The 11,680-nt window shown below is 42.0% G+C and carries 12 protein-coding genes; all 12 read left to right on the top strand.

The genetic code is table 11. The annotated features are described in order from the left end of the window. Positions 1 to 34: 34 nt before the first annotated feature. The 12 genes from M3O96_RS21615 to M3O96_RS21560 all read left to right on the top strand — a co-directional run bounded on the left by M3O96_RS21615 (position 35) and on the right by M3O96_RS21560 (position 11,663). Positions 35 to 1,042, top strand: coding sequence for a ligase-associated DNA damage response exonuclease (locus M3O96_RS21615; RefSeq protein ID WP_249725208.1), 1,008 nt, complete (start codon positions 35 to 37; stop codon positions 1,040 to 1,042). Positions 1,043 to 1,079: 37 nt separating this feature from the next. After that, a complete protein-coding gene (locus M3O96_RS21610) occupies positions 1,080 to 2,090 on the top strand; it encodes a phosphotriesterase family protein (RefSeq protein ID WP_249725205.1) in 1,011 nt (336 codons plus the stop codon). Positions 2,091 to 2,308: 218 nt separating this feature from the next. Next, positions 2,309 to 3,838, top strand: a complete 1,530-nt coding sequence (guaA, locus tag M3O96_RS21605; protein ID WP_249725202.1) for a glutamine-hydrolyzing GMP synthase — start codon at positions 2,309 to 2,311, stop codon at positions 3,836 to 3,838. Positions 3,839 to 4,051: 213 nt separating this feature from the next. Next, positions 4,052 to 4,651, top strand: coding sequence for a hypothetical protein (locus M3O96_RS21600; RefSeq protein ID WP_249725189.1), 600 nt, complete (start codon positions 4,052 to 4,054; stop codon positions 4,649 to 4,651). 84 nt (positions 4,652 to 4,735) lie between these two features. Beyond that, positions 4,736 to 5,275, top strand: a complete 540-nt coding sequence (locus tag M3O96_RS21595) for a protein N-terminal glutamine amidohydrolase (protein WP_249725186.1) — start codon at positions 4,736 to 4,738, stop codon at positions 5,273 to 5,275. Between the two features lie 144 nt (positions 5,276 to 5,419). Continuing rightward, positions 5,420 to 5,722 carry a nucleotidyltransferase family protein gene (locus M3O96_RS21590; RefSeq protein ID WP_249725183.1) on the top strand — a complete coding sequence of 101 codons (303 nt, stop codon included), beginning with the start codon at positions 5,420 to 5,422 and terminating at the stop codon, positions 5,720 to 5,722. 85 nt (positions 5,723 to 5,807) lie between these two features. Then, positions 5,808 to 7,136 carry a VOC family protein gene (locus M3O96_RS21585; protein WP_249725166.1) on the top strand — a complete coding sequence of 443 codons (1,329 nt, stop codon included), beginning with the start codon at positions 5,808 to 5,810 and terminating at the stop codon, positions 7,134 to 7,136. 161 nt (positions 7,137 to 7,297) lie between these two features. Further along, on the top strand, positions 7,298 to 8,539 hold the full coding sequence (locus tag M3O96_RS21580) for a dihydroorotase (protein ID WP_249725161.1): 1,242 nt from the start codon (positions 7,298 to 7,300) through the stop codon (positions 8,537 to 8,539). Beyond that, on the top strand, positions 8,540 to 9,052 hold the full coding sequence (locus M3O96_RS21575) for a DUF4199 domain-containing protein (RefSeq protein ID WP_249725158.1): 513 nt from the start codon (positions 8,540 to 8,542) through the stop codon (positions 9,050 to 9,052). It begins immediately after the preceding gene. Positions 9,053 to 9,057: 5 nt separating this feature from the next. Then, complete coding sequence (locus M3O96_RS21570) at positions 9,058 to 9,603, top strand: DUF4199 domain-containing protein (protein ID WP_249725156.1); 546 nt, start codon at positions 9,058 to 9,060, stop codon at positions 9,601 to 9,603. Between the two features lie 117 nt (positions 9,604 to 9,720). Continuing rightward, the gene (locus tag M3O96_RS21565; protein WP_249725154.1) at positions 9,721 to 10,683 is read left to right on the top strand and encodes a glycosyltransferase family 2 protein; all 963 of its coding nucleotides are present in this window, start codon (positions 9,721 to 9,723) and stop codon (positions 10,681 to 10,683) included. Further along, a complete protein-coding gene (locus M3O96_RS21560; RefSeq protein ID WP_249725151.1) occupies positions 10,683 to 11,663 on the top strand; it encodes a glycosyltransferase family 2 protein in 981 nt (326 codons plus the stop codon). The genes M3O96_RS21565 and M3O96_RS21560 overlap by 1 nt, the downstream gene beginning before the upstream one ends. Positions 11,664 to 11,680 lie beyond the last annotated feature (17 nt).

Here is an 11,680-nt window from a genome sequence, read left to right as displayed (position 1 = left end):
AATTTTTGGATTGGGTGAAAGAAAATAGAAAAGGATGAACTTGCTTGAATTGACACCTTCTGGATTGTATTGCCCTCAGGCAGATGTTTTTATTGATCCATGGAAGCCAGTTGATAAAGCAGTCATCACCCACGCCCATTCGGATCATTCCCGTTGGGGCATGAAGTATTACCTTGCACACCACCATTCGGCAGAAGTCATGAAACTTCGCCTTGGTCAAGAAATTTCTCTGGAAACAATTGATTACAATGAGACTTTGGATATTAATGGAGTGAAAATCTCCCTCCATCCGGCCGGCCATATTCCCGGTTCTGCCCAAGTCAGATTGGAATACAAAGGAAAAATAGCTGTTGTGTCCGGAGATTACAAAACTGAAAATGACGGGCTGTCCCAAGCTTTTGAACCTGTAAGATGCCATGAGTTTGTATCGGAATGTACCTTTGGTATGCCTGTTTATAAATGGCAATCTCAAAAAGAGATTTTTGAAGATATCAATGCCTGGTGGAAGCAAAATGTGGAGAAGGGAAGAAATTCGGTTCTGTTCGCCTACTCATTGGGAAAAGCACAAAGGATTATAAATAATCTGGATTTATCCATTGGGGAGGTTTTTGCCCATGGTGCAGTCTGGAATTCCAATCAAGCCTTGATCGCCAATGGAGTCAAAGTAGTTGACATCCTAAAAGTTACCCAAGACATTCCCAAAAGTAGGTTTAAAGGAGCAATGATAATCGCGCCACCTTCGGCTATGGGCTCGCCTTGGATGCGCCAGTTTTCTCCTTACCAAACAGGCATTTGCTCAGGTTGGATGGCAATCCGTGGAGCGAGGAGACGGAGGGCGGCAGACGCTGGGTTTGTGTTGTCAGACCATGCGGATTGGGAAGGATTGATTTCGGCGATTAAAGCCACCGGTGCCGAAAAAGTTTATTTGACCCATGGGAGTACTGCTGTATTCGGAAGATATCTGGAAGATGTTGAGAAAATCCACGCAGTAGAATTGAAAACATTGTTTGAAGGAGAAAATACCAACTTGGAGGATTCTTAACGCATCATTTTTTATCTTGTAAGAAAAATTCACTGCCATGCGTAACTCAGCCGCTCTATTCATTATTGCTGTTTTCTTTGGGTGTGCCTCAGAAAAGTCAGAATCGCTTAGAATTCAAACTGTCTCCGGAGAAATTGCACCTGAGGAAATGGGATTGACTCTGATCCACGAACATATTTTGGTGGATTTTATAGGAGCAGATTCTACGGGATACCACCGTTGGGACAAGGATTCAGTGGTGCGGCGAGTTTTGCCTTTTTTGGAGGAAATCAAAGAAAGAGGCGTCAAAACTTTGGTGGAATGTACACCATCCTATTTGGGTAAAGATCCCATTCTTTTGAAAAAACTTTATGATGCCACCGGCATTAATTTTATCACCAACACCGGCTATTACGGCGCAGTAGAGGGAAAATATCTTCCTGCACATGCCTTTACCGAATCTGCTGAGCAATTGGCTAATCGATGGATAGCCGAATTTCAAGATGGTATAGAAAGCTCAGGAGTAAAACCCGGCTTCATCAAAATCTCGGTCAACAGCGGCTCACCGCTTTCAGAAACCGATGAAAAATTGGTCAGGGCGGCAGCCTTAACCCACAGGGAAACAGGGCTTTTGATTGTCTCGCATACAGGAACATGGGAAACAGCCAATGCGGAAATAGAAGTATTGAAAGAAGAAAAAATCGATCTTTCTCATTTTGTATGGGTACATGCACAGGTAGAAAAAGACTTTGAGAATTATAAGAAAGCCGCTGAAGAGGGAGTTTGGATCAGCTTGGATGGCATAGCTTGGGATGTTCCCGGCCATTTGGAGAGGATTGTATATTGTAAGGAAAATGGACTTTTGGACCATGTTTTACTTTCGCATGATGCAGGATGGTACAGTCCGGGAGAACCAAATGGCGGCGATTTTAAAGGTTTTACTGCTTTGTTTGATGAGTTGATTCCCATGCTTAAGGAAAAAGGATTTACCCAATCCGAGTTGGATTTGATGTTGATCGAAAATCCAGCGAAGGCTTTTTCGATAAATAGTGGTGGAGAGAATCAGTAGTAAGAATCCTGAATCTGGAGATGCAGGATAGCTGTGGATGTTTACCTACTTCTTCCTGCTTCTGGAGAAGCAGGAAAACCAAATAACCCCATAACCACTTTTCCTCCAATTTTTCAATCTTCCAATTTTGTAATTTTCCAATTCTTATTTTCAAAATAATCTTCTGAAAATATTTCCCTTTCTTTTTTCCAATATCCCTGCCCTGGTTACCTTTGCGCATGGCAGAACAAATCCTCATCCTAGACTTTGGTTCCCAATACACACAACTCATCGCCCGCAGGGTGAGGGAACTCAATGTTTATTGCGAAATTCACCCCTTCAATAAAATCCCTGAAATCACCTCTGACATCAAAGGTGTGATCCTTTCGGGTAGCCCCTGTTCTGTAAGAGATGCAGGTTCTCCCGATATAGACCTTGACAGCCTTCGTGGCAAATTGCCTCTTTTGGGTGTGTGCTACGGCGCACAGTTGCTAGCAAACAAATATGGAGGAGAAGTCCTTCCCTCAGAAATTCGTGAATATGGCCGCGCCAATCTCGATGCCATTGACCTACATTATGGACTTCTCAAAGAAATGACCCATGGTTCGCAGGTATGGATGTCTCATGGAGACACCATCAAGTCGCTTCCAAGTGGTTTTGATGTCATCGCAAGTACCTCTTCTGTGAAAGTGGCTGCTTTCAAAGTTCAGGGGGAAGAAACCTACGGCATCCAATTCCATCCCGAAGTTACACACTCCTTGGAGGGGAAAAATCTGCTCAGAAATTTTGTGGTCAACATCTGTGGTTGTGCGCAGGATTGGACTTCTGATACTTTTATTGACACTACTATCGCGCAACTCAAAGCCAAAATCGGGAACGACAATGTCGTCATGGGCCTTTCCGGAGGTGTAGATTCCTCAGTGGCAGCGACATTGATTCACAGAGCTATTGGCAAAAACCTGTATTGTGTTTTTGTAGACAATGGATTGCTCCGTAAAAATGAATATGAAGAAGTTCTGGAATCCTACAAAACCCTTGGCCTGAATGTCATCGGGGTAGATTCCAAGCAGCGTTTTTATGACGCGTTGGCCGGATTGAGTGAACCGGAAGCAAAGAGAAAAGCAATTGGACGTGCATTTATCGAAGTTTTTGACGACGAGGCCCACAAGATCGAAGGTGTCAAATGGCTCGGCCAAGGTACCATCTATCCGGATGTGATCGAGTCCGTTTCTGTCAAAGGACCTTCTGCCACCATCAAATCCCACCATAATGTGGGGGGCTTGCCGGACTTTATGAAGCTTTCGGTTGTAGAGCCTTTGAATACATTGTTCAAAGATGAGGTAAGAGAAGTGGGCAGGGCTTTGGATATTCCTGAAACCATCATCGGCAGGCATCCTTTTCCCGGTCCAGGCTTAGCGATCAGAATCCTTGGTGATATTACGGCAGAGAAAGTAAAAACCCTTCAGGATGTGGATTATATTTTTATCCAAGGACTCAAAGATTCAGGATTGTACAATCAGGTGTGGCAGGCAGGTGCAATTCTCCTCCCTATCCAATCCGTCGGAGTGATGGGTGATGAGCGGACTTATGAAAAAGTCGTGGCGCTGAGGGCTGTTGGGTCGGTCGATGGCATGACAGCAGATTGGATCCATTTGCCATATGAATTTCTTGGTAAAATGTCGAATGAAATCATCAACCGTGTCAAAGGCGTCAACCGGGTTGTCTATGATATTTCTTCCAAGCCACCTGCTACGATTGAGTGGGAATAGGAGGATTATAGAATTACAACTTCCCATATAAATCAAATACGAATAATCCATAATTTAAAGAAGGAACATCTTTCCATGTTCCTTCTTTTTGCTTTTTCAGCATTTTCATTCAAATAAGGTTTTAAATATTGCTTAGATTCAGTTAATTTGAATAATGGTAACTACTTCCAAACCAAGATTTTTTCATTTGTAAACCACAGCACATTTTGAGTTATGAGAAAAAGACAAATCATTGTTACAGCATTTTTGATTCTTAGCATCATCGTGATTTTGCTGTCTGATGTCCGCCACCACCATTGGCTTGTGTCTTTTTGTCTGATTTTGATGTTTATTTTTTATGGAAGAGAGCATTACAAACTGGTAACAAGGGGTGTAGGAGGGGAATTATTTTTGCGGAGACAAAAAAAGAGATTCAGGATTTGGACCTTGGCGCTTGCTGTTGGTGGTACAATCTTATTTTTCATTGGAGTTCCGATTCCAAAATGGACCTTGGTTCTCTTTTGGTTGATTGTGCTTTATGAGTGTTTTTTATTCCTTTTGGTCAAAAACCTCAATCCCATTACCTTGGTATTGGATGGATATCAATTGAAATTCCGCGGTGTCATCAATTCTCATCGAAACATCTCAGGACTGACCAAGATTGACCATATCGGATCATCAGGTGGGTTGAGGTTTTCCTTCAAAGATGAAAACGACATTCAGATCAAAAAGACTGATTACTTGGATTCTGATATTTTTCAATTGATAGAAATCTGTAAAGAGAGATCTAAGGAAGACTTGGTGCTTTCAGAAAATCTGATTGGGCTAGCTTGAGGTAATTTGAGAAGAGGCTTAATGAAAACATAATCAGGTTATCCGACTTAAGCCTGCAGAAGTGTGTTACTTTTGTGGTAGCCAATGAAAATCAAAGCATTCAAGTACTCCGAAAATTTTTGTGAAGAAAATATATGGCACCTCTGCCAGAATCCTGAATTAGATGGATTCATCAAAAAAGTGTTGATCATTTCTAACAGAAATAGAAATTGTCCATTTAAATTCCAGAAATCCCCTGATGGTGCGGAGATGGTTTGGTGGGATTACCACGTGATTTTGTTGGCATCCAAACCTGATTTTCAGCTGATCTATGATTTTGATTCCACTTTGGAGTTTCCGTCTTCTCTAAAAAATTATTTGGAAGCTACTTTTCAGACTGAACACATTCAAAATGACAAAGATCTTCCGGGTTTCAAATCAATCGCATCTGAAGATTTTGTCCATTCATTTATTTCTGACCGAGGACACATGAAAGATGAACAAGGAAATTGGCTTTCATCTCCTCCCAAATGGCCGACTATCGGTAACAACGGCAACCTTCCTTTGCCCGATCTTCTGGATTTTAGCGAAACGAGCAAAGAGCGGATTTTTAGTCTTGCAGAAATATATCTTGGTGAAAATTGAATTCAGACTGAAAGCCAATCTTTACATTTTTTTATTGGCGGCCTGAGTTAGTTTTAGATTAGGTGTTCACAACCAAAATATGCAATCCGTTTTTGTCATAGATATGATTTCCTTTTTCAATTGAAAAGATTGTAATTTTGAAACATGACAATTGTTGATAAAAATATTGATCAGGTTAAGGAATTGTACAATAAGCATATGGTGTCCAAATTATTTGTATTTGGGTCTATTTTGACAGACCATTTTGGGAAAACAAGTGATATTGATTTCCTTGTTGATTTTGAAGGTGTGGAAATCTATGACTATGCAGATAATTACTTCGATTTTAAAAAATCACTTGAAAATCTTTTCAAAAGAAAAGTAGACCTACTTGAAAGTAAAGCCCTCAATAATCCTTTCCTGAGAGAATATATCGATTCTTCTAAAAGACTGATATACGGATCATGAAATAAAAACTTGGTTTAGGATTATTTGATCGTAATTTTTGGCTGCTTAAGTTTAGTCTTAGCTAAATCCCAAACCAATCCATCCAATGAAAATTCCCGTCTGTTTATTACTTTTTGTTTTGCTTTTTTCTTCCTGTCAGGAGACAAAAGAAAACAGCCATCAGAAACACCTCGGCAATATGACGGCCATGGCTGAAATGGTGGCTGCCGACGTCAAGCCCCTTGCATTGAGTGTACCGTTGACTTCTGCCGAAGCGGATGCATTGTGGCATGAAGCGTCCGCGATTGCTGAAAATTACGGGGTGGAGGTATTTAGAGAAACTGATTTGATCAAAACCATGCTATTTTCCGAGTCCGTGGCAGACGGAAAAGAAGTCTTGGTTTTTCACAAGGCTAATGCTTTGGAAGCATACCTTGACTTAAAGAAAACCATTGCTGAAGGCAAAAACAGTGTCGATGAAGCGCGCCGATTCGGACGATTGTTGGGCTATCCCAATCAGCATATCAATACACTATTGGCCAAAAATACGGAATTCAGGTCTTTGCCTGATTTTGGTATTCTGGGAACCAATGTATTTCTGTATTACAAAGATTTGGCCGCTGCCAAAGACTTTTATCATCAGACCTTAGGGATGGAAATTGCGTCAGATTATGGATTTGCAGTTACACTCCGCATCTCCCATGATGCGTTTCTGACTTTGGTGGATGAAGCCAAAGGCATGCACAAGGCTTCCGAACCAAAGACTGTTGCTATTGCTTTGCTGACAGACCAACTCCCGGAATGGTACGCATACCTGCAGGGAAAAAATGTTCCGATCAAATACACTTATAAACCCAAAGAAAACAATGCCCATGACGGTTTTGTGGCCATCGATCCGGAAGGTTACCTGTTGGAATTTGAAATGTTTAAGCAACACGAAGAGAACGAATTGCTAATCCCGCAAATGAGAAAATTTCCTGCATTACCGACAGCTTTGGAAGGGGTGGCTGCGGGATTGGGATTTTACGGAGCGGTAACTTGGACCTACTACCAAGACATGCCGGAAGCAGAGAAGTTTTATGAAGAAATCATGGGCTTGAGATTGATCGTCGATCAGGGTTGGGCCAAAGTGTATCAGGTATCCGAGACTGGCTATATCGGCCTTGTGGACGAACGCCGGGGTATGCATACCTTTTCGGGGAGCAAAGCCGTGAATGTGTCATTTTTGCTTGGAGATGTGTCAGGTTGGTTTGATTATATCAAGAAAAGCCAATCTTTTCCTTTGAGACAAGATAGCCTTGAGGTAGGTCCTGAAGGAAAATACAAGGGATTTGTGGGTTTTGATCCAGGAGGATATTTCGTAGAGTTTGACCAATTCTTCCCCCATCCTGACAATGAGAGGTTGTTGGAGTATCTGGGGAATCCGCAAAAATGAGGATGACATTGCTTTGAGATTTCTTTTTTAAAAAAGATTGAAATTCTAGCGCCTTAGAACCAGACCTTCAATCAATCATTTGAACGGGTTGCTTATGCTCAACCTGATTTTCCTTTCATTTTTTGGAATATTATTGCAGTTTTGCACAAATAATAACCTTTATGGCCGTACTGCTCCAATCGCTCAGGTTAATTGATTCACAAAAGATTCATCCCCCAAAAAACTTTATTTTTTCCGGTTCTGAAATCATAGAGGACAAAGGCGATCCTGGATTGAAAATCAAAGAAACCATTGACTGCTCAACTTTCTTTGCTTCCAAGGGATGGACCGATTTGAGGTGTCTGTCCGGTGAGCCGGGTGAGGAATACCGTGAGTCTCTTGACAGCTTGGGAGAATTGTTAGCCGCAAGTGGATTTACTAAAGCCGTCCTGCTGCCCAATACCAGGCCGGCCATCCAAACAAAAAATGAAATCCAATATGTGATGTCCAAAGCAAAGAATTGGCTGACAGACCTGTGCATCATGGCGGCGGCAACCAAAGATTGCAAAGGGGAAGATTTTACGGATATTTTGGATTTACACAATGAAGGCGCCTTTGTCTTTGGAGATGGAACTCATCCGATTTCCAACCCGGACCGTTTGTTGAAGGTCTTACAATATTTGCAAAAGTTTGATGGCCTCCTCTTTGACCAGACTTATGATCCATATTTAGCACTTTTTGGTCAGATGCATGAGGGCATTACTTCCACGAGATTAGGGATGAAAGGAATTCCAAATCTATCCGAAGAAGTAGCCGTCCACCGAAATTTGGAAATTCTAAGGTACTCCGCCGGTAACCTTCATATCCAAACCATCAGTACCAAAGGTGCTGTCGATAAAATCAGGCAAGCCAAAAAAGAAGGGTTGAAAGTCACTGCAGATGTTTCTCTTTACCAATTGCTATTCTCAGATGAGGACATGGCCGGTTTTGATACCAACCTCAAGGTAATGCCTCCTTTCAGAGGAAAAGAAGACAGGGAAGCATTAATCGAAGGACTCAAAGACGGAACCATTGATGCTATTGTTTCCAACCATCAGCCGCAGGATATTGATTCAAAATTCATGGAATTTGATTTGGCAGCATTTGGGATGATAGGTTTGCAGACCTTCCTGCCCGGAATGGCAAAGTTGGTCGATGAACTCACATGGCCACTTCTGATCTCCAAAATCACCGCTGGACCGGCCAAGGTGCTTGGTTTTGATATTTCCAAAATGGAAAGTCTGACGATTTTCGATCCTGATGAAAATTGGGTATTTGATCAAAAATCAAATAAATCCCTTTCTGCCAATATGCCTTGGTTCAATACCACATTGAAGGGAAAAGTAAAATATGTCATCAACAAAGGCCGTTTTGCCAAAATCTAGATGAAGCGGTACCTAGGATCAACTTACCTGTTTGGATTGATTGGGGGCGTATTTTGTGTCCTCGCATTTTTATTGTTTAAGTGGATCGGATATGATGCCACCAACCTCAGCATGCTGTTTGGCTATGTGCTGATCCCGATATTCGTGTTTTTGGGAATCCGGTTTTTTCGGAATGACATCAATGCAGGAGAATTGTCTTTTGCTCATGGGATGACCATCGGTTTTCTGATTTATACCATGATAGCAGTTGTGGCGGGTCTGGGAATTTGGTTGATTTTGTCATTGAGTCCAGAATTTTTCGAAGAAATCAAATCTTCAAAAGTCGCCGTGATGGACACCAACAAAGACCTGATCGTGGGACAGTTGGGACAGGAATCTTTTGACTTTACTTATGAAAAAATAAAGGAAATGACCGCTTTGGACATTGCTTTGAATGATTTTATCTGGAAAATCCTCCCCGGGTTATTCTTTACTATCATTATTTCTATAATTTTAAGGAGAACAAAATTTTAACCTCTATGGAAAATCAAGAATCACCGTTCAAAGCAGGACTCAATTCAGGACTGATTTTGGGTATTGTTTCAGTTGTCATCAGCTACATCATCTACTTTATTGACCCAACTTTATTGGTGGCGTGGTACGTTGGTATCGGACTTTTGGTGCTGTTCATTGGCTTGATCATTTATTTTGGCACCCAGTACCGAAACTCCATTGGTGGATTTATGAGCTTTGGGACAGCTTTTAATTTTTCATTTGCCACATTGGTTGTTTCAGCTGCCATCAGTATTGCAGGTAATCTTTTGCTCTACAATGTCGTCGACCCTGCGCTTCCGGGTGTATTGATCGAAAGTCAGATGGAAACCCAAATGGCCATGTTGGAGAGATTTGGAGCGGCTGATGCCATGACTTCCGAGCAGATCGATGAAATCAGGACTGGCCTCGAAGGTGGCTATACTGTCGTTGGCCAAATGAAAGGATTTGGAATCATACTTATCGTCTATGCGATAGTCGCCCTGATTCTGGGCGCTATATTGAAGAAAAGAGACAAATCTCTGGATTATTGATATTGACTATGGTAGCCATTGGAGTGATTGCTCCAATGGCTACTTTGGTTTTTCTAGGAAATACCAAAAAATTGAAAGTATGCTTTCCTTGACCACAAGGATTTTCGAAACACCAAAATGACTCAAATCTCAATCGTCATCCCTGTTTTCAATGAACAGGAATCGCTAGCCGAGTTGCACAACTGGATCTGCCGTGTCATGGATGGTCACGGCTTTTCCTATGAAATCATTTTTATCAATGATGGCAGCAATGACGGTTCGTGGAAGGAAATCCAAAAACTCACCCAACTCAATCCTGCTGTAAAAGGAATCAGTTTTGGCAGGAATTATGGTAAATCTGCGGCTTTGGACATAGGTTTCAGCAAAGTTGAAGGCGAAGTAGTCATCACCTTGGATGCCGACTTGCAGGACAGTCCTGACGAGATCCCGGAGATGTATGACATGATAGTCAAAGATGGTTATGAAATAGTTTCCGGGTGGAAAAAGAAAAGGCATGACCCCGTCAGCAAAACCATTCCTTCCAGATTTTTCAATTGGGTGACAAGGGTGATTTCAGGCATCAAACTTCATGATTTCAACTGCGGTCTGAAGGCCTACGACCGGAAAGTCGTCAAAAATATCCACCTCTATGGAGAAATGCACCGCTATATTCCATTGATTGCAAAGTGGAGTGGGTTTAATAAAATCGGCGAAAAAGTGGTCGAACACAGGCCGCGAAAGTATGGATATACCAAATTCGGTTGGGAAAGATTCTTAAATGGTTTCCTTGACCTGATATCGGTTTCCTTTGTACATAGATACAAAAAACGACCAATGCACTTTTTTGGCACATTGGGTACCGTCTCCTTTTTAGCAGGTTTTTTTATCACTTCTTGGTTGATTTTTCAAAAGATCTATGGTCTTTCAAGGGGAATTGCGGTAAGGGAAATCACCGCCCAACCTTTGTTCTTTTTGGCTTTGGTGGCATTGATTGTGGGTGTTCAGTTGTTTTTGACCGGATTCCTTGCCGAGATGATGACCTCCAACAACAGCCGAAAATCCGATTACAACATTGACTCCGAACTGAATTTCAAGAATTGATGGTTTTTTCGGTTATCATACCGGTGTACAACCGTCCCGATGAAATCAGGGAATTGCTTCAAAGCCTTACCCTTCAAACTTATCAGAATTTTGACGTGATTGTGGTGGAGGATGGATCGGACAATCCCTCCGTAATCGTGGTGGACTCATTTCGTGAACAACTTGATATCCATTATTTTTTTATTGAAAATGTGGCCCAAGGTTTTGCACGGAATTATGGGATGAAGCAGGCGAAAGGTAAATATTACGTCCTTTTTGATTCAGACTGCATCATCCCGCCTCAGTATTTCGAAGTACTGAAACATGCCATCAAAACCCGAGATCTAGATGCCCATGGAGGTCCGGATGCCGCAGAGGAGGGTTTTTCCAACTTCCAAAAAGCCATCAACTACAGCATGACCTCTGTCCTGACTACGGGAGGAATCCGGGGGAAATTAAAAGACCCGGGCAAATACCAAGCCCGTGGGTTCAATATGGGACTTTCACGGAAGGCCTTTGAAGCGACCAAAGGTTTTATCGACCCAAACAGGGGAGAGGATATTGAGCTGAGCATGCGGCTCAAAAAAGCGGGTTTCAAGTTGGAATTGGTGGAGGAAGCATTTGTGTATCACAAAAGGAAAAATACCTGGCAAAGCTTTTTCAGACAGAGTTATTCCTTTGGCCAAAACAGGATCAACGTCAGCCGTTACCATCGGGATGCGGTGAAGTTGGTGCATCTGATGCCGTCGGTTTTTTTGATAGGATGGATAATGGTTATTGGGTTATTGGTTATTGGTTATTGGTTTCCCGCCTTCTCGGTTTTCTTGACAGCAGGGCTCTTGGTTTATGGGCTTTGGATTTTAGCTGTTTTCCTCCATGCAACATTTTTGAATAAGTCAATACAGGTTGGATTACTTTCTATTTTTACCGCTTTTGGGCAGCTTAGTAGCTATGGCGCAGGATTGATGACTGAATGGGTGAGGAAGGGTTTTGGCAGGTAAGCTTTAATTTTTCAAAT

Source organism: Aquiflexum sp. TKW24L, from assembly GCF_023502205.1.
GTDB lineage: Bacteria > Bacteroidota > Bacteroidia > Cytophagales > Cyclobacteriaceae > Cognataquiflexum.
This window is presented reverse-complemented; position numbering and strand designations above follow the sequence as displayed.

Bases quoted from the DNA above. Each gene is read 5' to 3' on its own strand.
- M3O96_RS21615 (WP_249725208.1), top strand. From the start codon at position 35: ATGAACTTGCTTGAATTGACACCTTCTGGATTGTATTGCCCTCAGGCA.
- M3O96_RS21610 (WP_249725205.1), top strand. From the start codon at position 1,080: ATGCGTAACTCAGCCGCTCTATTCATTATTGCTGTTTTCTTTGGGTGT.
- guaA (WP_249725202.1), top strand. From the start codon at position 2,309: ATGGCAGAACAAATCCTCATCCTAGACTTTGGTTCCCAATACACACAA.
- M3O96_RS21600 (WP_249725189.1), top strand. From the start codon at position 4,052: ATGAGAAAAAGACAAATCATTGTTACAGCATTTTTGATTCTTAGCATC.
- M3O96_RS21595 (WP_249725186.1), top strand. From the start codon at position 4,736: ATGAAAATCAAAGCATTCAAGTACTCCGAAAATTTTTGTGAAGAAAAT.
- M3O96_RS21590 (WP_249725183.1), top strand. From the start codon at position 5,420: ATGACAATTGTTGATAAAAATATTGATCAGGTTAAGGAATTGTACAAT.
- M3O96_RS21585 (WP_249725166.1), top strand. From the start codon at position 5,808: ATGAAAATTCCCGTCTGTTTATTACTTTTTGTTTTGCTTTTTTCTTCC.
- M3O96_RS21580 (WP_249725161.1), top strand. From the start codon at position 7,298: ATGGCCGTACTGCTCCAATCGCTCAGGTTAATTGATTCACAAAAGATT.
- M3O96_RS21575 (WP_249725158.1), top strand. From the start codon at position 8,540: ATGAAGCGGTACCTAGGATCAACTTACCTGTTTGGATTGATTGGGGGC.
- M3O96_RS21570 (WP_249725156.1), top strand. From the start codon at position 9,058: ATGGAAAATCAAGAATCACCGTTCAAAGCAGGACTCAATTCAGGACTG.
- M3O96_RS21565 (WP_249725154.1), top strand. From the start codon at position 9,721: ATGACTCAAATCTCAATCGTCATCCCTGTTTTCAATGAACAGGAATCG.
- M3O96_RS21560 (WP_249725151.1), top strand. From the start codon at position 10,683: ATGGTTTTTTCGGTTATCATACCGGTGTACAACCGTCCCGATGAAATC.